General features: G+C 72.8%; 17 protein-coding genes. 8 read left to right on the top strand and 9 right to left on the bottom strand.

The genetic code is table 11. From position 1 onward, the window contains the following. Positions 1-133 precede the first annotated feature (133 nt). Together ACFVST_RS21310 and ACFVST_RS21305 are read right to left on the bottom strand one after the other, a co-directional pair. On the bottom strand, positions 134-811 hold the full coding sequence (locus tag ACFVST_RS21310) for a response regulator (RefSeq protein ID WP_390154201.1): 678 nt from the start codon (positions 809-811) through the stop codon (positions 134-136). Next, on the bottom strand, positions 808-1,818 hold the full coding sequence (locus ACFVST_RS21305) for a histidine kinase (protein WP_390154296.1): 1,011 nt from the start codon (positions 1,816-1,818) through the stop codon (positions 808-810). The genes ACFVST_RS21310 and ACFVST_RS21305 overlap by 4 nt, the downstream gene beginning before the upstream one ends. Positions 1,819-2,062: 244 nt before the next feature. Here ACFVST_RS21305 and ACFVST_RS21300 point away from each other — a divergent pair, with 244 nt between their 5' ends. From ACFVST_RS21300 to ACFVST_RS21290, 3 genes are all read left to right on the top strand, one after another. Further along, on the top strand, positions 2,063-2,548 hold the full coding sequence (locus ACFVST_RS21300) for a cation:proton antiporter regulatory subunit (RefSeq protein WP_390154198.1): 486 nt from the start codon (positions 2,063-2,065) through the stop codon (positions 2,546-2,548). 4 nt (positions 2,549-2,552) lie between these two features. Then, the gene (locus tag ACFVST_RS21295; RefSeq protein ID WP_390154196.1) at positions 2,553-3,776 is read left to right on the top strand and encodes a cation:proton antiporter; all 1,224 of its coding nucleotides are present in this window, start codon (positions 2,553-2,555) and stop codon (positions 3,774-3,776) included. A gap of 403 nt (positions 3,777-4,179) precedes the next feature. After that, complete coding sequence (locus ACFVST_RS21290) at positions 4,180-5,412, top strand: slipin family protein (RefSeq protein ID WP_390154193.1); 1,233 nt, start codon at positions 4,180-4,182, stop codon at positions 5,410-5,412. Positions 5,413-5,500: 88 nt separating this feature from the next. On the opposite strand, the gene ACFVST_RS21285 is transcribed toward ACFVST_RS21290, so the two are convergent. Then, on the bottom strand, positions 5,501-6,724 hold the full coding sequence (locus ACFVST_RS21285) for a cytochrome P450 (RefSeq protein WP_390154191.1): 1,224 nt from the start codon (positions 6,722-6,724) through the stop codon (positions 5,501-5,503). Between the two features lie 253 nt (positions 6,725-6,977). Here ACFVST_RS21285 and ACFVST_RS21280 point away from each other — a divergent pair, with 253 nt between their 5' ends. Both ACFVST_RS21280 and ACFVST_RS21275 read left to right on the top strand, forming a co-directional pair. Next, complete coding sequence (locus ACFVST_RS21280) at positions 6,978-7,994, top strand: Gfo/Idh/MocA family protein (RefSeq protein ID WP_390154188.1); 1,017 nt, start codon at positions 6,978-6,980, stop codon at positions 7,992-7,994. Positions 7,995-8,455: 461 nt separating this feature from the next. After that, positions 8,456-10,150, top strand: a complete 1,695-nt coding sequence (locus ACFVST_RS21275; protein ID WP_390154185.1) for a SpoIIE family protein phosphatase — start codon at positions 8,456-8,458, stop codon at positions 10,148-10,150. Between the two features lie 90 nt (positions 10,151-10,240). Here the strand turns inward: ACFVST_RS21275 and ACFVST_RS21270 are convergent, their stop codons facing one another. Further along, positions 10,241-11,779 carry a hypothetical protein gene (locus ACFVST_RS21270; RefSeq protein ID WP_390154183.1) on the bottom strand — a complete coding sequence of 513 codons (1,539 nt, stop codon included), beginning with the start codon at positions 11,777-11,779 and terminating at the stop codon, positions 10,241-10,243. Positions 11,780-12,051: 272 nt separating this feature from the next. Here ACFVST_RS21270 and ACFVST_RS21265 point away from each other — a divergent pair, with 272 nt between their 5' ends. Both ACFVST_RS21265 and ACFVST_RS21260 read left to right on the top strand, forming a co-directional pair. Next, a complete protein-coding gene (locus tag ACFVST_RS21265; protein WP_390154180.1) occupies positions 12,052-13,218 on the top strand; it encodes an aminoglycoside phosphotransferase family protein in 1,167 nt (388 codons plus the stop codon). 333 nt (positions 13,219-13,551) lie between these two features. Further along, the gene (locus ACFVST_RS21260; RefSeq protein WP_390154177.1) at positions 13,552-15,522 is read left to right on the top strand and encodes an N-acetylmuramoyl-L-alanine amidase; all 1,971 of its coding nucleotides are present in this window, start codon (positions 13,552-13,554) and stop codon (positions 15,520-15,522) included. 72 nt (positions 15,523-15,594) lie between these two features. On the opposite strand, the gene ACFVST_RS21255 is transcribed toward ACFVST_RS21260, so the two are convergent. From ACFVST_RS21255 to ACFVST_RS21235, 5 genes are all read right to left on the bottom strand, one after another. Next, positions 15,595-16,095, bottom strand: a complete 501-nt coding sequence (locus ACFVST_RS21255; RefSeq protein ID WP_390154175.1) for a hypothetical protein — start codon at positions 16,093-16,095, stop codon at positions 15,595-15,597. 53 nt (positions 16,096-16,148) lie between these two features. Further along, positions 16,149-17,111 (bottom strand): universal stress protein, encoded by a 963-nt coding sequence (locus ACFVST_RS21250; RefSeq protein ID WP_390154172.1) that lies wholly within the window; start codon positions 17,109-17,111, stop codon positions 16,149-16,151. A gap of 94 nt (positions 17,112-17,205) precedes the next feature. Then, entirely contained in the window at positions 17,206-17,448 is a 243-nt protein-coding gene (locus ACFVST_RS21245; RefSeq protein WP_390154169.1) for a DUF397 domain-containing protein, read from the bottom strand. 166 nt (positions 17,449-17,614) lie between these two features. Beyond that, on the bottom strand, positions 17,615-19,162 hold the full coding sequence (locus ACFVST_RS21240) for an acyl-CoA synthetase (protein ID WP_390154167.1): 1,548 nt from the start codon (positions 19,160-19,162) through the stop codon (positions 17,615-17,617). 115 nt (positions 19,163-19,277) lie between these two features. After that, positions 19,278-20,201: a GNAT family N-acetyltransferase gene (locus tag ACFVST_RS21235; RefSeq protein ID WP_390154164.1), complete on the bottom strand. Its 924-nt coding sequence runs from the start codon at positions 20,199-20,201 to the stop codon at positions 19,278-19,280. Between the two features lie 158 nt (positions 20,202-20,359). On the opposite strand from ACFVST_RS21235, the gene ACFVST_RS21230 reads away from it, so the two are divergent. Further along, entirely contained in the window at positions 20,360-20,866 is a 507-nt protein-coding gene (locus ACFVST_RS21230) for a GNAT family N-acetyltransferase (RefSeq protein ID WP_390154161.1), read from the top strand. The last annotated feature ends 128 nt before the right edge of the window (positions 20,867-20,994 follow it).

Raw genomic sequence — 20,994 nt, 5'->3', positions numbered from 1 at the left:
CCCGGCCCGGGACTCTCGGAGTCCCGTCTTCCGGAAGGGCTGACGGCAAGCCACGCTAGGAGCGCCCCGGTGGGCCCGCCCCCGGGGCGGGTCCGGACGTATGACGGGCGGGGACGGGTGCGGCGGGTGGGGTTCAGGGTTCGATGAGGCCGGCGCGGATCGCGTACCGGGTGAGTTCCAGGCGGTCCCGCATCCCGAGTTTCTGCAGCAGGTTGGCGCGGTGCCGCTCCACCGTCTTGACGCTGATCACCAGCAGGTCGGCGATCTCCCGTGAGCTGTGGCCCTCGGCGACCAGCTTGAGGATCTCCTCCTCCCGCTCGGTGATCGCCCGCGAGGGCAGTTTGCCGCCCTGCCGGGCCCGTTCCAGATAGTCGCGGACCAGGGCGGTGACCGCGCCCGGATATATGAAGGGCTCATTCCGCATCGCGGCCCGGCACGCCTCCACCAGATCCCGGTCGGCGACCGACTTCAGCACATAGCCGCAGGCGCCGACGCGCAGCGCCTCGAAGAAGAACTGCTCGTTGTCGTACATGGTGAGGATCAGGATGGGCAGCCCCGGCGCCCGGCGGGAGATCTCGCGGGCCGCCTGGAGTCCCGTCATCCGCGGCATGGCGATGTCGAGTACGGCGAGATCGACGCCCCCGGCCCGCGCCAGCTCCACCGCCTCGGCGCCGTCCCCGGCCTCCGCCGCCACGGTGAGGTCCGGCTCGCCGTCGAGGATCAGCCGTACCCCGCGCCGCACCAGGGCATGGTCGTCGGCGAGCAGGATCCGGGTGGGCGGCGCCGCGGACCCGGGCGTGCTGGGCGTCATGGGGTGTCCCGTCGGTGGTGCGGGGGCGGCGGGAACGGGAGGGCGAGCCGGACCCGGGTGCCGCCGCCGGGGAGGTCGGCCAGGTCGAGGGTGGCGCCGATCAGCAGGGCCCGCTCCCGCATCCCGCGGATACCGGAGCCCTCGGGCGCCCCGCCAAGTCCGGTGCCGTCGTCCGCGACCAGCAACTCCACGCCGTCCGCGGTCCGCCGCAGGGTGAGGGCGGCGCGGTCGGCCGCGGCATGGCGGGCCGTGTTGGTGAGGCTCTCCTGCGCGACCCGGTACACCACCAGCTCGGGCGCCTCCACCAGCGGCGGCAGCTCCGGATCGATCTCCGGCACCACCCGCAGCCCGCCGGTGGTGAACTCCGCCGCCAGCGCCCGCAGCGCACGCACCAGCCCCAACTCCTCCAGTACGCCGGGCCGCAGACGGCGCGCGATCCGGCGGATCTCGTCCAGGCTGCCGCGGGTCGCCTCCTGCGCCAGCGCGACCTCGTCCCGCAGCTCCCCCGGCACCCGGTCCGCGACGCGCTTCATCTGGAGCAGTACAGCGGTGAGGGTCTGCCCCACCTCGTCGTGCAACTCCTGCGCCACCCGCTGCCGTTCGGCCTCCTGCGCGGACAGGACACGTGCGGTGCTGCCGGCCCGCTCCCGTTCCAGCCGGTCCAGCATGGTGTTGAAGGTGGCGGTCAGCGCGGCCATCTCGCCGGGGCCGGTGACCTCCGGGCGGCGGCAGCTCTGCACCAGGTCGGCGGTGGCCATGGCGCGGCTGAGCCGCTGGAGCGGGGCCAGCCCGATCCGCAGGACGACCGCGTTGGCGAGGAGGATCACCGCGAGTCCGCCGATCACCAGGACCGCCTCCGCGGACCGGGTCGGGGTGGAGACGGTGACCGGGCCGAGCAGCAGGACCGCGGCCACCACCAGGACACCGGTGTTGAGGAGGAAGATCCGGCGGAACAAGGTGCCCCGGGCCGCGGCGTTCCGCCGCCGGGCAGGCAGGACCTGCCGCATCCGCCGCACGAGCCACACCTGCCATGCTCCCCTCGGCGAACTCTCTCCCCGGCCAGTTTGCAAGGCACCGCGGGCCGCTGTCCATCCGTGCTGACACCCATGTGGGAGTCAGCGCTCCGGATGGCAGCATGACCCCCCGCGGACGGTGCACTGCACCGTCCCACTCATGTCAGAACGGTCAAGTCCACAACGGTCACGTCCACCACAGTCACGTCCACAACAACAGAAGCAGGGGGGACAGGCAGTGCCTGCTCCACGGATGCGTACGACGCCGCTGCCCGGCATCGGTGTCCAGTACGACCTCACCACCCGCGAACACCGGCATCTCTCGGTGGTCGCCCACCGGGACGGGGCGCGCACCCTCAGCGTGTACAACTCCGACGACCCGGACGCCTGCGCGCAGTCGCTGCGCTTCACCGCGGCCGAGTCCGCCTCACTGGTGGACGCGCTGCTGCCGGCCCACCACAGCGCGAACCTGCTGCACACCACCGACATCGGCCTGGTCGCGGAGCGGATCGAACTGTCCGCCGTGTCCGTCTGGAACGGCAAGCTCCTCGGCGAGACCCGGATGCGGACCGAGACGGGCACCTCGATCGTCGCCGTACTGCGGCGCGCGGACGCCATTCCGTCCCCCGCTCCGGACTTCCGGCTGGCGGGCGGCGACACCCTGATCATCATCGGCACACGGGAGGGCGTCGACGCGGCGGCCACCATCCTCGGGCGGGAGTGAGCGCTTGCATTCCGCGGTATTTCTGATCGAATTCGGTGCCATCATCCTGGCGTTGGGCCTGTTGGGGCGGATAGCAGGCCGGTTCAGCTTCTCCCCGATCCCGCTCTATCTGCTGGCCGGACTCGCGTTCGGCCAGGGCGGGCTGCTACCGCTCGGGGCGAGCGAGGAGTTCGTGGCGACCGGCGCCGAGATCGGCGTCATCCTGCTGCTGCTGATGCTGGGCCTGGAGTACACGGCCAGCGATCTGGTCTCCAACCTCAAGACGCACTACCCGGCCGGTGCGGTGGACTTCGCGCTGAACGCGCTGCCGGGGGCCGCGGCCGCGCTGCTGCTGGGCTGGGGCCCGGTCGCCGCGGTCGTCCTGGCGGGCGTCACCTGGATCTCGTCGTCCGGTGTGATCGCGAAGGTCCTCGGTGACCTCGGCCGGGTCGGCAACCGCGAGACGCCCGTCATCCTCAGCGTGCTGGTCCTGGAGGACCTGGCGATGGCGGTCTACCTGCCCATCGTGACCGCGGTGGTCGCGGGCGTGGGGCTGGCCGCGGGCAGTGTGACCCTGGCGGTGGCCCTGGGCGTGGCCGGGCTGGTGCTCTTCGTGGCACTCCGCTACGGCAGGGTCATCTCCCGCTTCGTCTCCAGCGACGACCCGGAGAAACTGCTGCTGGTGGTGCTGGGTCTGACGATCCTGGTCGCCGGGATCGCGCAGAAACTCCAGGTGTCGGCGGCGGTCGGCGCCTTCCTGGTGGGCATCGCCCTCTCCGCGGAGGTCGCGGAGGGCGCCCACGCCCTGCTGTCCCCGCTGCGGGACCTCTTCGCCGGGGTCTTCTTCGTCTTCTTCGGGCTGAACACGGACCCCGGCAGCATCCCGCCGGTCCTGCTGCCGGCGCTGGTACTCGCCGTGATCACCGCACTCACCAAGGTCGGCACCGGTTACTGGGCGGCCAAACGCGACGGGGTCGGTGTCCGTGGCCGGTGGCGGGCCGGCGGCACCCTGGTGGCGCGCGGTGAGTTCTCCATCGTCATCGCCGGGCTCGCGGTCACCGCCGGAATCGAGCCCTCCCTCGGCCCGCTGGCCACGGCCTATGTACTGATCCTGGTCATCCTGGGCCCGCTGACCGCCCGCTACACCGAGCCGGTGGCCCGCCGCCTCGCCCGCCTGCGTTCCGACGGCGACACCCCGCCACCGCCCCCGGCCCCCACGCCGAAGGAGGCGACGGTGAGCAGTGAGTAACGGCGACGGCCGCCGGTAGACCGACCTGGTCGGGGCGGGGAGTTGGGGTGGCGGGACATACAGCCTCTGGCGGTCTGGCCTGCGGGCGTACGGCCCCGGCTCCCCGCCCCCGCCATCCGGCGGGGGCGCGTCGCGCACACGCTGATCGATCATCCGATGGCTCGATTGCGTAAGGGATCCATATTTCTCGATCGCCCGCAGACCATCAGCCCCCTCCGTCCGCCTTACACCCCAACTACCGCTAGCCCAGGAGGAGTTGGTCGACGCCCGGCCCGCTTGGCGACGCCCGGGACCGTACGGCACCGTCAGCGCGCGGCCGCCCGCCCGGCCATCCCGCGAACTTCCCGACATTACGGACTTACCCTGGACTGGCAGGCTCCGAGACGATTGTCAGGGGGTCGTCATGGTCGAGGGTCTTGTCGTCGCGATAGTGCTGATCATCTGCGCGGCACTGATCTACGGATCGGCCGCGATACGTGTGATCAAACAGTATGAACGCGGCGTGGTGTTCCGCCTCGGGCGACTGTACGGCGGGGTGCGTCCACCGGGTATGACCTTGATCATCCCGGCGGTGGACCGCTTGCGGAAGGTCAATCTCCAGATCGTCACGATGCCGATCCCCGCCCAGGAGGGCATCACCCGCGACAACGTCACGGTCCGGGTGGACGCGGTCGTCTACTTCAAGGTGGTCGACCCGAAGAACGCGGTGATCGAGGTGGAGGACTACCGCTTCGCCGTCTCGCAGATGGCGCAGACCTCGCTGCGTTCCATCATCGGTAAGAGCGATCTGGATGATCTGCTCTCCAACCGCGAGAAGCTCAACCAGGGCCTGGAGTTGATGATCGACAGCCCGGCCGTGGGCTGGGGTGTGCAGATCGACCGGGTCGAGATCAAGGATGTGTCGCTGCCCGACACCATGAAGCGCTCGATGGCCCGCCAGGCCGAGGCGGACCGGGAACGCCGGGCGCGCGTGATCAACGCGGACGCGGAGTTCCAGGCGTCGAAGAAGCTGGCGGAGGCGGCCCAGCAGATGGCCGGGACCCCGTCCGCCCTCCAACTGCGGCTGTTGCAGACGGTGGTGGCGGTCGCCGCGGAGAAGAACTCCACCCTGGTCCTGCCCTTCCCGGTGGAGCTGCTGCGCTTCCTGGAACGGGCCCACGCCGGCCCCCCGGAGGCACCCCCCGCCGCGGCACCGCCCCCTCCCCCGCCGCCCGCCGCGGAAGAGCCGGAGCAGGTGACCGGTACGGACGCGGCACCCGCCGCCGTGGAGGAGGCCGCCGAGCACACCCCGGAGCAGCTCGAACGCCGCGCCGCCGAAGCCCTGGCCGCCGAACTGCACCCCCCGCTCACCGAAACACCCCCCGACACCGCCTTCCCCAGCGAGACGGACACCCCGCCCGAGTCGACCGCGGCAGAGGAGTCGGCAGAGGAGTTGGCGGAGGACACCGAGTCGAGTACGGCGGACGAGCCGACGGAGTCGGCCGAGGCGGACGCGGGGCCCGGGCCGGACGCGGCACCCGGGACGTCCGGTACTTCGGGTGCACCCTCGGAGAAGTCGGCGCACCGCCGTCGCGGGAAGCCGGTGTCCCACGGTGGCTCCGGGCACTCCCGCCGCCACTTCGGCAAGCACTCCTAGAAGCCTTGGCGGAGTGGGGAGTTGGGAGTTCGGCGGGGCGGAAGGGGCGCACCCACGGGTGCAGGGACACCCCTCCGTCCCGTCGTGGCTACCAGGTCACCATCAGTGTCTGCGGGCCGCGGATAAAGCCCTTGCTCTGCCACTCGGTCTCCTCCGGAGGGCCGGCGAGCCGTAGCCGGGGGAAGCGTGGGAGCAGGGCCGCGAGCATCACCTCGGATTCCATCCGGGCCAGCATCGCGCCCATGCAGTGGTGCGGGCCGTGCCCGAACGACAGATGGGCGGTGCCGCCGCGGTCAAAGTCCAGGGTGTCCGGCTCGGAGAAGACCGCCGGATCCCGGTTGGCCGTGAGATACGAGGCATAGACGGCCTCCCCGGCGCGGATCAGCACCTCGCCCACCCGTACGTCCTCGGTGGCGACGCGTGGCAGGCCGACTCCGTTGCGGTGCGGGATATGGCGGAGCAACTCGTCCACCGCCTGGGGCAGGGACTCGGGGCTGGACCGCAGTGCAGCCAGCTGCTCGGGGTGGGTGAGCAGCATGTACACCATGTTGGCGCTGTTGTTGCGGACCGCGTGGGCGCCGCTGACCAGGACGGCGGTGGCCAGCGACACCGCCTCCGCCTCATTGATGTCCCCGGCGTCCCAGGCCTCGGCGAGGACCGAGGCCAGGTCGTCCGTATCGCTGCCGCGCCGCTCCTCCAGCAGGCCCACGATGTAGGAACGCACCTCCTCCTTGGCGGCGTTGCTGGTGGCGGCGCCCGCGCCGGTGGACAGGATGAGGTCCGGTGAGGAGGCGAGTCTTTCCCGGTCCTCCAGTGGCACACCGAGCAGATCGCATACGACGGCGAGCGGCAGCGGGCCGTGCAGGTGCCTCATCAGGTCGGCGGGCGGCCCCTGTTGCTCCATGGCGTCGAGGAGTTCGCCGGTGCGCTGCTGGGCGAGGGGGCGGAGCCGTTTCATGTGCTGCCCGGTGAACGCCTTGGTGATGATCTTGCGGAGCCGGGTGTGGTAGGGCGGGTCGGCGAAGTTGAGTCCCGCGGGTGAGGCGATGCGGTGCCCGGCCATGCCGGTGACGGTGCGGTCGACCAGTGCTTCCCGGCTGAAGCGCGGGTCGGAGGTGACCAGGCGGACGTCCTGGTAGCGGGTGACCAGCCAGGCTTCGCGGTCCCCGTCGAAGGGGAGGCGGATGCGGGCCACCGGTTCGTTGTCCAGCAGCTCCCGCAGCAGCGGGTCGAATTCCAGGGCGGGCAGGTCGTCCACGTTCCATACATGGGCGGCCGGGGTCGACGGTGAGGTACGGGGTTCTGCGGTCATGGGGGCGGCTCCGGAGGTGAGTGCGGTCGAAGGCGGCCGCTGGGGGCGGACGGGCACGGCCGTACGCCGACGGGTCGTGCCCCGGGACGCGCCCATGCCTTCCCGGTGGTCCGCCCCGGTGACGCCGGGCGCATCGCGCTCCCCCTGAACGGAGCACCTGCCGCGCAGGGGGCCGCCAGGGCCGTATCGGGAGACGGGTGGTTGAGTGGCCGGAGGTACCGGAGTGTGTTGGGCGAGAGGGCGAGGAGTGCGGATGGCTGGGCTGCTGGGGGTGGCGGTGCTGGGTGCGGGCCGGATGGGCGCCGACCATGTGCGGCGGCTGGACCGGGTGGTGAGCGGGGCACGGGTGGCGGCGGTCGCGGATCCGTCATCGGAGTCCGCACAGCGGGCCGCGGCGGGCATCGAGGGGGCGTCGGTGCACACCGATCCGCTGGCGGCGCTGGCCGCGCCCGGAGTGGATGCGGTCCTGGTGGCCTCGCCCGGAGCGGCGCACGAGGAGGCCGTCATGGGGGCGTTCGCCCGGGGGCTGCCGGTGTTGTGTGAGAAGCCGCTGGCGTCGGAGGCGGCGGGTGCGTTGCGCATGGTGGAGGCTGAAGTCCGTTCTGGTCGGCGGTTGTTGCAGGTCGGATTCATGCGCCGGTATGACGTGGAGTACCGGCGGATGAAGGCGGTGTTGGACGGGGGTGGGCTGGGGCGGCCGCTGATGCTGCACTGCACGCACCGCAATGTGTCCTCGCCGCCGGACTTCACCACCGGGATGCTGGTGAGCAGTTCGGTGTCGCATGAGATCGATGCGAGTCGCTGGTTGCTGGCGGATGAGGTCCATGCGGTGCGGGTGCTGCGGCCGGCGCCTTCGTCCGGGGCGCCGGAGGGCCTGGGTGATCCGCAGTTGGTACTGCTGGAGATGGGGCGGGGCGCCCTGGTCGATGTGGAGATCTTCGTCAACTGCGGCTTCGGCTATCAGGTGCGGTGCGAGGCGGTGGGTGAGCGTGGCTCGGTGCGGATCGGGGCTGAGCCCGCGGTGGTGGTGGAGTCGGCCGGTGAGGCGCGTACCGCCATCGCGCAGGACTATCTGGTGCGCTTCTCGGACGCCTACGACCGGGAGGTGCAGGACTGGGTGGACGCCACCCGGGCGGGGCGGGTGACCGGGCCGACGGCTTGGGACGGCTATGCCGCGGCGGTCGTCGCGGAGGCCGGGGTGCGCGCCCAGGCTTCGGGCGAGCGGGAGCCGGTGGAGTACGCTCCCCGTCCCGCGCTGTACGGAGGCTGAGCGCGGGCGGGATTCTTCGGCGCCGGGCGTGCAGGGAGTCGGGGCACGACCGGTCGCGGGAGGAATGTTGGGGGGCGTGGGCTGCTCGGTGGTGAGGGGCATGGTCCGTCTTCCGTTCTCTCGGTCTCTGCTTGTTTCGACACCTGTTTCGACACCGCGAACCGCCAGGAGTCACGCCGGCACAGCGATCCATTTCAAGTGATCTGTGACACGGCGGTTTTCGGCCAGTCGCTTTCCGGATCGCCGTGGGCTCGCCTGGGTCATATGCCATAGGCACCACCGCATCGTGTGTCGCCAAACCCCTTACGAGCCGCCCCCGGCTGTGCAACAGTCATCGTTGTCGCCGCCCCCGAGGGCCCCGTAACGACACCGTGCCGCTCGCGGATGCCGCTGCTCCCCGAGGACCGCCCACCCCCTGTCCGTCCGTGTGCGCCCACCCCGCGCCAGTCCCGGAGTCCGTCATGCCGTCCCATGTCCCAGCGGACCGTCCGGCCGCCGAACCGCCCGCCGGTGACACGGTCGACGCGCTCATCTCGCAGGCCCGCCGACTGCGCGGCGGTCTGGACGCGGTACGGCGCGCCACGCTGTACACCGTGGAGCCCGGCGAGCCGCACGGCCGCTGGCAGCGCGCCCTGCTGGAGCTGGCCGGGCACCAACTCGACGATCTGGACGGCCACTTGGCCCAGCTCCGCGAGGTCGGCCCCTCCCCCGTGACCGTCCGCCCCACCCGCACCCGCGAGAGCGGCACCCCACCCCCGCGCACGGCACCCGGCACACACCCCGGCCCCCACCCCGAAGCGCACACCCACCCGCGCCCGTACCCCTGCCCACGCCCCCACGCCCACCCGGAGCCCGCCGCACACACCGCTGACACCGCAGATACCGCAGACGTCGCAGACACCGCAGACGCCGCGAACACCCCCGCCACACCCGACCCCGCGGCCCCCACTCCGGACGGGACGGTTCCACCACCCCGTCCCCTGCCGGACTCCGGACCGGACTCCGCCGAGCCGCAGCGTTCGCTGCTGAGCCGGGTCGGTACCGCCGAGTGGAATCTCCTCACCGACCAGGCCGACTGGTCCGCCGAGTTCTACGAGATCCTCGGCCGGGCCCCGGACACCGAGCCGCTCACCCTGGACGAACTCCCCGCCGTGGCACACCTGGAGGACCGGGCGCGGCTGACCGCGATGGTCACCGACTGCCTGGTGGACGGGAAGCCGATCGACGGCGAGTTCCGGGTGCTGAGGCCCGACGGCACGGCCCGTACCGTGCACATGATGGGCGAGCCGGTGCTGGACGTCCACGGCGGGACCGCCTCCATGTGGGCGGTACTGCGCGACGTCAGCGCACTGCGCCGCAGCCAGCGCGTGCTGAGCGAGACCCATGACTCGCTCCAGCGCCACCGGCATGTCGCGCAGAAGACCGAGCACCGGCTCGCGGTAGAGCTGCAGGAAGCCGTCCTCCCCGCTTGGCGCGGCTCCCTGCAGCTCCCGCGATCCGGGTCCACCGCGCTCGATCTGGCGGGCCGCTATCTGCCCGCCGGGCATCCGTCACTGATCGGCGGCGACTGGTACGACGCGCTCGAACTCCCGGACGGCCAGGTCCTGTTGAGCGTCGGCGACCTCGGCGGGCACGGCGTGCCGGTGACGTCCTCGGTGGCCGTACTGCTCGGCGCGCTGCGCGGTATGGCGGTGACCGGAGCCCGCCCCGGCCCACTGCTCGGCCTGCTCAACCACCTGGTGGACGACGCGGCGCAACCGGCCCTCGGCAGCGCCCTCTGCTGCCGCTACGCACCGGGCACCCGCACCCTGACCTGGGCGCAAGCCGGCCACCCCGCCCCGCTGCTGTTCCGCGGCGGTACCGGGTGGCCGCTGCCGGTGCCCGACGGGGTGCTGCTCGGCACCCTCTCCGGAGCCGCGTACGGGCAGGCGGAGGTGGAGCTGGTCCCGGGGGATGTGCTGCTGCTGCACACCGACGGGCTGGTGGCACGCCGCTCCGGTGTGGACGCGCAGCGTGAACTGCTGGCGCTGGCACCGGAGTTCACCGCGGCCCGCTGTGCGCTGGAGTGTGCGCGCCGGGTGGTGGAGCGGTTCGACGGGCAGGGCGCGGTGCGTGACGACGACGCCTGTGTGCTGGTCGCCCGGGTCACCGCCTGACACACCGCCGTACGTACCCCGCGGCCGGACGCACGCGGGCAACCGGCTCGCCCCGGTCCCCCGGTGAACGGCCGGTCGCGCGGGGCCCGTTCAGACCGGGGCGATGCCGCCCCGGCGCGGCCGGGGCAGCCGCGGGACGCCCGCCGCCGCACCCGAAGCCGCCTTGGGCAGCACGCACTTGATCTCGTCGCGCAGGTCCTTGATCTTGGGGTAGTCGGCGTACTTGCCGGTCAGCCGGTACATCTCGCGCAGCCGGTCCCAGGTGCGCTGGGAGGAGCTGTCGCCCATGGACACCAGGGCGAGGCGGGCGTACCGGTCGGCCTGCTCCGGGTCGTCGGCGATGAAGCAGGCCGAGGCCAGCGAGAGGTAGTCGAAGATGGTGGACCGCTGGCGGCCCCGGGCGCGCAGCTCGATGGCCTGCTTGGCGTGCCGCTCCGCGACGGGGGCGGCCGAGGGGTCGTGCTCGGCGAGGGTGCGGTACGCCAGGGCCTGCATCCCGTGCAGGTCGGCCTCGTCGAAGAGCTGCATCCAACTCGGCGCCGGCACATCGCCCTTGTCGGATCCGAAGAGGTCCTCGGCGAGGCCCAGGGTGCGCCGCATCGCCTGCCCCTGGCCCATGGACGCCTGCGCCCACGCCTCGATGGTGCAGAGCAGCGCCTTGGTCCGCGGCAGGGTCTGCTCGCCTGATCCGGACTGGGCGAGCTTCATCAGGTCCAGCGCGTCGTCCGGCCGGCCCAGGTGCACCATCTGGCGGGCGGCGCGGGAGAGCGCCTCCCCGGCGCGCGGCCGGTCGCCGCTCTCCCGGGCCGCGTGCGCGGCGATCACGAAGTACTTCTGGGCGGTGGGCTCCAGGCCGACGTCGTGCGACATCCAGCCCGCCAGGACGGCCAGATTGGCGGCGACGCCCCACAGGCGCCGCTGGAGGTGCTCGGGGTGGCGGTAGGAGAGGATGCCGCCCACCTCGTTCAACTGGCCCACTACGGCCTTGCGTTGGAGTCCGCCGCCGCGGGCCGCGTCCCAGGCGCGGAACACCTCGACGGAGCGCTCCAGTTCCTCGATCTCCTGCGACCCGATGGGGGCGGCCTCGTAGCGGTCGTATCCTGCGGGTTCGGCGGCCGGGGAACCGTCATGGGGGGTGGCGTGGGCGGTGCCGGCCGCGAGGGCCGGATCGGTGTGCAGCCAGTCGTGCATGGCACCGGTGAGGGTGGATCCGGCGGCGAGCGCGGCACCCGCGCCCACCAAGCCGCGTCGGTTGAGCATGAGGTCCATTCCCGTGAATTCGGTGAGGACCTCAGCCGTCCGCTCGGGCGCCCACGGCAGTCCGTCGGGATGCTCCTCGCTCCCGTCGTCCCGTCGCTTCCCGATACGCCCGCGGCGGACCAGACCGAGATCCTCGATGGTCACGACACGGCCGAGCCGCTCGGTGAACAGGGCCGCCAGCACCCGCGGTACGGGATCGCGCGGGATCTCTCCCATGTCGATCCACCGCCTCACCCGCGAGGTGTCGGTGGCCAGTTGGGGGTGGCCCATGGCCGCCGCCTTCCGGTTCACCAGTCTCGCGAGTTCGCCCTTGGACCAGCCGGCCAGGCCGAACAGGTCGGACAGGCGGGTGTTGGGTTCTCCGCTCACGTCAAGCCCCCAGGTTCTCGGCTGAGTCGACAGTAGCCCCGCTGGACACGGCCGGGCGACTATCCGCCACCGTTCGCCAGGGTGCGCCACGTGGTGTGCCACGGGACTCCGGGTGTCGGGTAGGAGTGCGCCACCCCGGCCCGGTGCCGGATGTGCACTCCCCAGGGTGCACGGCCCGTGGCGGGTCCCCGCGAGGAGCCCGTACGGGAGCCGGAGCCGGGCCCGGGGTGCGCAAGGGAACTCGCAGGCACACGAAGGGATCTGTCTCCCCCATGTACACAGCATCGTCTTCCGTGTCCGCACCGCCTCGGCCGCTGCGCACCCCGTCTCCGGGGCAGCGGACCCGGGAGGCGACCCCGGTGACGGGAGGCGGTCCGTATCTGGAGCCCGGTCGCCAGGGGCTCGTGGGGCGGCCGCGCCGCCCCGTCGCCCCGGGAGCCCGAGCGGTCAGCGGGAGGCTCGACCTGTCCGGCCCCCAGGGCGCCCAACTCCGCTCCGCGGTCGCCGCGGTGGCCCGGATCTGCCCGGAGTTCAGCCCGGTGCAGGTGCTGCGGCGCAGCGGGCGTTCGGTGCTGCTGGTCGGCACGACGGGGCGCAGTACCGCGGTGGCGAAGTGTTTACTGGACCACTCGCCGGCGTGGGTGGAAAGGTTTCAGCACGAGATAGCGGCATACCGCGCGTTCGTCCGGCACCGCCCTCCGGTACGGGTGCCGCGGCTGATCGCGGCGGACCCGGAGAGCGGCGCGCTGGTCATCGAGCGGATGCCGGGACGGGTGGCGGCACTTCAGCGCCATCCGATGCAGGCCCCGCCGCGGGCGGACATCCGGGCCGCGCTGGGCGCGGTGTGCCGGCTGAACCAGTGGCAGCCCCCGGAGGACGTCTTCCGCCGGCCGCTGGACTACGGGGCGCGTATCACCCGCGACCACGAGCTGGGGCTGCTCACCGACCGGGATCTGGACGATCTGCAGAAGCTGCTGCACGGCATCGCGCACTCCGCGAGCCGGGCGGGGGGCGAGCTGTGGCAGTTCTGCCACGGTGACGCGCTGCTGTCCAATGTGCTGCTGTCCCCGGCCGGCCCGGTGCTGGTCGACTGGGAGCACACCGGCTGGTACCTGCCCGGCTACGATCTGGCCACGCTGTGGGCGGTGTTGGGGGACGCGCCGCTGGCCCGCCGCCAGATCAGCCAGCTCGCCCAGGCCCCGGGCCCGGCGGCACGGGACTCCTTCCTGGTCAATCTGATGCTGGTGCTGACCCGGGAGATCCGCACCTACGAGACGGCGGTGCAGCGTTCGCTGCGGGAGTCGACCGCGGCGGCGCCGGGTCCCGCCCAGCCCGGGGCGGTGCCCTCCGGTGAGGAGCAGCGGCTGCTGCTGCGCAGGCTGCACGACGACTGCCAGTTGGCCCGCCGCGCAGTACGGGCGGCGGTCGGCACCCGCTGAGTGACAGTACGGCCCGCCCATCGGCCTCTGCCGGTGGGCGGGCCGTACTGCGTACGTGTGGCGTGGCGCCGCGGTGGGCACCGGTTGTCCCGCGGGCCACTTCCGACAATCCGCCCAGGCGTCAAATCCCTTGCCGCGAGGGCGCATTGGTCCACTCCTCTGACGCTGTGCAGGCCTGGCCGGTGCCGTGCCGAAAGGCTTCCCGGAACGCTGCTGACATGGGAAATTCCTTGCCCTGAGCATGATTGACGGATCGTCGGTGAGCCGGTACCACTGATCCACGCTCGGCCCCGCCCGTACGCCCTTCGTGCTCGACCCTCCCAGGAGGCTGCCTTGCGAGAATCCACCACCCCCCACAACCCCGGGGCACCGAGACGCCTGCGGCGCGCCGCCGGTACCACGGTGGCCTGTGCCGCGCTGGTGCTGCCGCTGATCGGTGCCTCCAACTCCCCTGCGGCGCCCGCCCAGGACGGCCTGCAGGGCGCCTTCGCCGCCGCGGCCAAGGAGTACCAGGTCCCGCAGAGCGTGCTGCTCGGTGTGTCCTACCTCCAGTCCCGCTGGGACACCCACCACGGGGCGCCCAGCGTCTCCGGCGGCTACGGCCCCATGCACCTCACCGACGCCCGTACCGCGCTCGCCGCGTCCGGGGAGCACCAGGCGGAGGGGGCGGTCGATCCGCGGGGCGACTCCTCGCGGCCCGCGCTGCGGCCCACCGCCGATGTGCCCGCCGAGTCCGAGCTGCCGGCCCGCCTCAGCACCCTCCGCAAGGCCGCCGAGCTGACCGGTATCTCCGCCGAGCGGCTGCGTACCGACGCCGCGGCCAACATCCGCGGTGGTGCCGCGCTGCTCGCGCAGGCCCAGAAGTCCGCCGGCGGGTCGCTGAACGGCTCCGCCGCCGACTGGTACGGCGCGGTGGCCCGCTTCTCCGGAGCCGACGACAGCTCCACCGCCGCCACCTACGCCAACGACGTGTTCGCGGTGATCCGCGACGGCGAGCAGCGCACCAACGACGCGGGCCAGCAGGTGGCCCTCACCGCGCAGCCCGGACTGCGGCCGGAGGCCGCCCAGGTGGAGCGGATGGGGCTGCGCGCGGCGAAGGACGGCGCGGAGTGCCCGCGGACCGTGTCCTGCGAGTGGCTGCCGGCTCCGTACCAGGAGACCGGCAAGGACGACTACGGCAACCACGACAAGGCCGACCGGCCCAACGACCAGAGCATCGACGCGATCATCATCCATGACACCGAGGGGTCCTACGACGTCTCGGTGAAGCTGGCGCAGGACCCCACGTACCTCGCCTGGCACTACACGGTGCGCTCCACCGACGGGCACATCGCGCAGCATGTGAAGAACAAGGACGTCGGCTGGCAGGCCGGCAACTGGTACATCAACTCGCACTCCGTCGGCATCGAGCACGAGGGCTTCCTCGCCGACCCGGACGCCTGGTACACGGAGGCGATGTACCGCACCTCGGCCCGGCTGGTGTCCTACCTGGCGCACCGGTACGACATCCCGCTGGACCGGCGGCATGTCATCGGCCACGAGGAGGTGCCCGCCACCACCGGCGCGGGCATCCCCGGGATGCACACCGACCCCGGCCCGTACTGGGACTGGGGGCACTACTTCGCGCTGATGGGCAAGCCGTTCCACCCGACGGCCGGTCCTCGGGGCGGCCTGGTGACGATCGCTCCGGACTACGAGTCCAACAAGCCCGAGTACACGGGCTGTTCGAAGGGCAAGCCGTGCCCGGAGCACGGTTCCAGTGCGATCCGGGTGCACACCGAGCCCCGTGACGACGCCCCGCTGATCAAGGACATCGGGCTCCGCCCGGGCGGCGGGGACTCCACCATCGACGTCAACGACATCGGTGCCCGCCTCGCCGCCGGCACCCAGTACGCGGTGGCCGACCGCGAGGGCGACTGGACCGCCGTCTGGTACCTCGGGCAGAAGGCCTGGTTCCGCAACCCGGCGGACGCCCCCGTCACCAAGAACGCCAAGGGCCTGGTGGTCCAGCCGAAGGCCGGCCTCAAGGAGATCCCGGTGTACGGCAGGGCGTACCCGGAGAAGTCGGCGTACCCCGAGGGCGTGCCGGTGCAGCCGGTGACACCGATGCCGTACAAGCTGCTCGCGGGGCAGCGGTACGTGGTCGGTGAGAAGGTCCACGGCGAGTACTACTACTCCGCGACCTTCGACGTGGCCGACCACAAGGTGGTGCGCGGCAAGGACGTCTACTACGAGATCCAGTTCGGCCACCGGGTCGAGTATGTGCGGGCGGCCGATGTGGACGTGGTGTCGTCGCGTTCCTGATCCACCGGACGCTTGACGGGCCCGGACCTGCCGTGGGGGCAGGACCGGGCCCGTCGGGCGTTCCGGGGCCGGTCAGCGCTGCTGGAACAGCTCCGCGGGCAGCGGCTTCAGCAGGGCGTAGAGGTCGTCGGTGATGGGCCGGTCCCAGGCGGCGATGGTGACGAGCACACCGTCGCTGCGGTCGAACTGCACACAGGAGATGCGTCCTTCGGAGAGCTTCACCCGGCGCACGATGAGGAGGTTGTCGCCCTGCATCACGGGCACGTCCTCGGTGCCGACGACGCCGACCTCCTCGTCGTTCTCCAGCGCCAGCAGCAACTGGGCCACCTCGAAGGGGATCTCGCCGTCCTCGGTCTCGCGGGCGGGCGAGCCCTCCGGGAGGTTGCCGATGATCATCGCGGGGCCGCGGCCGCCGAAGAGGTCGTAGCGGAGGAAGACGCCCTGGCAGGTGCCGTCGGGCGCGGGCAGCAGGCCCGCGCCGAGATTGCCCGGCCAGTCCCCCGGGTCCATGGCCAGGACGTCGAAGTCGGGGCCCGCGGGGGTGGCGGAGCTGCGGCGGCGGAGGAACGACATGCGGACATGGTACGTGCCCGCCCCCGGCCCCCGCCCGAGGGGAACCGCCCCGGTCAGGAACCGGTGGCGGACTGCCCGTTGTGTCCCTCCGCGACGGCCTCGGGGCCGGGCTCGGGCACCGCGGGCGGGACGACGGCCACCGGGCTCACCGCGTGCAGCAGCACCGCGTGGGTGACGGAGCCTAGCAGCCGGGTGGGGCTGAGGCGGCGCCTGCGGTGGCGGCCCACCACCACCAGTTCGGCGCCCCGGGAGGCCTCCACCACATGCCCGGCGGCGTCACCGGGCGCCACCAGCACCTGGTACGCCACCTCGGGCCGCCGCTCGCCGTGCGGGCGCACCGCGCCGGCGACCTCCTCCTCGGTGGCGCGCTGGGCCTCCCGCTGCTCCGCCGCGGTGGGGGTGAAGTCGCCGGCCGCCGTCCAGGCGTAGCCGGGCCACGGGTAGGCGGCGACCACGTCCAGGGCGGCGCCGCGGCGGGCCGCCTCCTCGAAGGCGAAGGCGAGGGTGTTGCCGTCGGGCGCGTCCGGGGACACCCCGACCACGATCCGCGGCCCGGGGCGCGGCGGGGCCTCGCCGTGAGCCTTCCGGCCGGGGCGGGTCACCACCACGACCGGGCAGTCCGCGTCCCGGGCGGCGGCCATGCCGTTGGAGCCGAGCAGCAGGCTGGCGAAGCCGCCGCGGCCCCGCGAACCGAGGACCAACAACTGTGCCTCGGCGCCCAGTTCGGGCAGCAGCGCACCGGGCACACCGATCAGGGACACATACTCGGTGTCGGGCGGCCCGGCCGGGTCGGTGCGCTCCTCGACGGTGCGGCGCACCTCGGCCAGGAGCAGGTCCTCGGGCGGCTCCAGCGCCTCGGCGACGAGCACCTCGGGCTGGCCCCAGGCCGCGTACTGGCGGACGTGGACCAGGCGCAGCGGTGCGGAGCGCAGCAGGGCCGCGTCCCGGGCCCACCACAGGGCGCGCAGGGCGTCCTCGGAGCCGTCCACCGCGACGATCACGGGCCGTGTACTCATGGGCACCTCTGTCTCGACTGGCGGCCGGGGCACATTCCGGACCGGGTACCCGTCCCGCATGTGCCCAACCAAGCCCTGTGGGGGGGGCGGGCCGTCAGGTGAGGTCGAACTCGCCCGCGCGGGCGCCGAGGACGAAGGCGCCCCACTCGTCCGGGGCGAAGATCAGGGACGGGCTGTGCGGGTGGCCGCCGTTGCGCAGGGCGATGAAGCCCTCGACGAAGGCGATCTGCACTTCGCCGCGGCCGCCGCTGGTGGACCGCCAGTCCGCGTTGCTGAGGTCGAGGTCCGGCTTGGGCCGGCCGGCGAAGGGGTACTGCTCCACAGTGCTCTCGGCCACGACCGTGCTCCTCCCGGTGGATCGTCGCCGGCCAGCCTAACCACCGCGGCCCGCCCCGGACAGGCCCCAGCGGCGGGCTGGCACAGGGCCTCACCGGCGCCTTTGCCAACTCCCCCGGTGCTGGGGTGAGTTGGCCGCGGAGCCGGGGGGAGCGGCAGGTGAGCGGTCAGTCCCCGGCGGGGGCGGCGAGCCGGTCCCGCAGTTCGCGCTTGAGGATCTTGCCGCTGGCGTTGCGCGGCAGGGCCTGGGCGAAGACGACGCGCTTGGGAGCCTTGAAGTGGGGCAGGCGGTCGCGGGCGTAGGCGATCAGCTCCTCCGCCGCGATCTCCTCGCGGGTGACCACCACGGCGGTGACGGCCTCGATCCAGCGCTCGTCGGGCAGCCCGACGACGGCCGTCTCGGCGACCGCGGGATGGGTGTACAGCACGTCCTCCACCTGACGTGAAGCGACCAGCACCCCACCGGAGTTGATGACGTCCTTGACCCGGTCCACGACGGTCAGGAAGCCCTCGGCGTCGCGGACCGCGAGGTCGCCGGAGTGGAACCAGCCGTCGCGGAAGGCCTCCTCGGTCTCCTGCGGCTTGTCCCAGTAGCCCTCGCAGAGCTGCGGCGAGCGGTAGACCACCTCGCCCTGGGTGCCGTCGGGCACGTCCTGCCCCGCCTCGTCCACGACGCGGGCCTCGACGAAGAGCACCGGGCGCCCGCAGGAGTCCATCCGCCCCTCGTGCTCGTCCGGCCCGAGGACGCAGGCCAGCGGGCCGATCTCGCTCTGCCCGAAGCAGTTGTAGAACGCCAGCCCCGGCAGCCCGGCCCGCAGCTTCTCCAGCACCGGCACCGGCATGATCGACGCGCCGTAGTAGGCCTTCCGCAGGGCGCTCAGGTCCCGGTCGGCGAAGCCGGGGTGGTTGGCGAGGGCGATCCACACGGTGGGCGGCGCGAAGAGGCTGTCCGCGCGGCCCTCCTCCACCAGCCCGAGGACGGTCGCCGGGTCCGGCCCGTCCAGGACGGTGCTGTGCGCGCCCACCGCGAGATACGGCAGCAGGAAGACATGCATCTGCGCCGAGTGGTAGAGCGGCAGCGAGTGCAGCGGCAGGTCCCCGGCCCGCAGGTCGAGGGCGTGCACCGCGCTCAGATACTCGTGGACCAGGGCGCGGTGCGTCATCATCGCGCCCTTGGGGAGGGCGGTGGTGCCCGAGGTGTACAGCAGTTGCACCAGGTCCTCGGAGTCCGCGCCCGGCCCGTCGTACGGGTCGGTGCCGGGGATCAGCGCCAGCAGCGAGCCCTCGGCGTCCCGCAGCGGCAGTACGGCGGTGCCCTCGGGGAGCCGCCCGGTGAGCGCCGGGTCGGCGAGGACCAGGGAACTCCCGGACTGGTCCAGCAGATACGCGAGGTCCGCACCGGTGAGGTTCTGGTTGACGGGCACATGCACCAGCCGGGCGCGGGCGCAGGCGAGGAAGGCGATCAGATAGGCGTCCGAGTTGTGCCCGTAGGCGGCGACCCGGTCACCGGGGGCGAGACCGGCGGCGCACAGGACGGCGGCCGCACGGGAGACGGCCTCGTCCAGGTCGGCGTAGGTCCAGGTGCGGTCGCCGTAGGTGAGGGCGGGGCGCTGCGGAGTGCGGCGGGCGCTGCGCCGCAGCACTCCGTCGACGGTGCTGGCCTGTCCCGCGGGGGCGCGTCGCGGCGCGCCGGTGTTGCCGTGTCCACCGATCATGGCGCGATCCTCGGCCGCCCGCCGGGGGCAGGTCAAGTGCGGTACGGCAGGAGCCGCCGAAGCCGGGGCCGTCCCGGGCGATTGGCCTGGGCATGTCCGACAGATCGGGGCGCGCTCAGGGCGCGGGGGTCCGCAGTTCCTTGCGGAAGACGGTGGAGCTGTGCCGGATCGTCATGCCCACCCGCAGATACAGGTCGAGTGCGCCGGTGTCGGAGTGGGTCCAGAGGGTGCAGGAGCGGCGGCCCGCCCGGTGGAAGTCGCGGAACGCCCGGCGCAGCAGCAGCCGCGCGATGCCCCGGCCCCGCTGGTCGCGGCGCACCGCGACCTGCTCGATATGCCCGTCGTCCCACTCGGGCAGCTCCAACGACAGTGCGGCGCCGACCAGTTGGCCCTCGTGGAAGGCGAGTGGGGACATCGCGGGGGCGAAGGCGGGCCGGTCGGCGATGTGCCGGGCCCACTCCCCGTAGGGCTGGCGGCGCTGCTGCCACTCGTCGAAGGCGTCCTGCACCAGCCGATGCACGGCGGGCCCGTCGCCGTGGCGGTACGGGCGGACGGTGATCCCGGGCGGGGCCTGCGGCACCCGCGGTTCGTCCGGCATGGCGTACTCCAGCAGCCAGGCCCGTACCAGCGGGACGTAGCCGCGGGTGCGCAGCAGGGTGACGGCGGCGGTGTCGCCGTCCGGGACGGTCTGCACGACGCCCTCGCTGCCCGCCCGCCCGGCCCGGTCCCCGGCCCAGTCGAGGAGCGCGGCGCCCAGGCCGCGCCCGCGGTGCCCGGGGTGCACATCGATCTCGGAACGCCGGTCCACCCAGGCCCGTGCCACCAGCCGCCCCGAGCGGTCGTGGACGAGCACAGTGTCCGACTCCGGCACCAGCCCGGGCCGGGCGAAGACCGCGGCCACCGCCCCCTCGTCGGACTCCACCCGCCCGTACTCCGCCCGCTCGCACTCCGCGACCAGCGCGAGGATCGCCCCGGCGTCAGCGGCGGACGCGGGACGCGCACGGTAGCCGGGCGGCAGCTTCGGTACGGGGCGGGGCACCGGAGAACCGTAGTGCGGAGGTGATCAAATCGTCCAGGGCCAGCGCGCGTTGGCGAAGCGGGCCGACACGGACGTCAGGTGCCCGGGGGTCGGGGGCTGTCCGCCGCTGGTGGGAAAAGTCAGGTGGCCACGGCGCGCTGTCCGGGTAGGGTCGGGCAGTGCCCGAGCTGAAGCGGCTGAACGCCGGTCATGCCCCGGCGGTCCTGGCCTTCGAGCTGGCGAACCGCGCCTACTTCGCTGCTTCGGTCCCCGACCGCGGCGACGCCTTCTTCGACCGGTTCACCGACCGGTACAACGCCTTGCTGGCCGAGCAGGAGGCCGGCATCTGCGCCTTCCACGTGCTCGTCGCCGAGGACGGCTCGGTACTCGGCAGGTTCAACCTGATCGACATCGAAGACCACACCGCGGAACTCGGCTACCGGGTCGCGCAGCATGTCGCCGGCCGTGGTGTGGCGACCGCGACCGTCCGGGAGCTGTGCCGGCTGGCGGCGGCCCGGCACGGGCTGCGCACCCTGCAGGCGGCCACCACCCGCCGGAACACCGCGTCCCAGAAGGTGTTGGCCAGAGCCGGGTTCGGGCCCGTCGGCCCCGCCGGCCCGGACCACCTCGGCGGTGAGCCAGGCATCTGGTACCAGCGCGAGCTGGCTCTGCGGCTGGAGTACTAGGCCGTGTCGTTTGGATCTCCGTGGGTGAAGGAGCGGGTCCTGGTGCGTGCTCTCGCTGTGCCGGCCGGACTCCCTCGTACTGGACGTACTTGGGTGTTCGGCCGGTGCAGCGAGAGTGCGTGCCAGGG

Source organism: Streptomyces sp. NPDC058045 (assembly GCF_042885635.1).
In the GTDB taxonomy this organism is placed as follows: domain Bacteria; phylum Actinomycetota; class Actinomycetes; order Streptomycetales; family Streptomycetaceae; genus Streptomyces.
The sequence above is the reverse complement of the archived record's forward strand: the minus strand, read 5'-3'. Positions and strand labels throughout refer to the sequence as shown.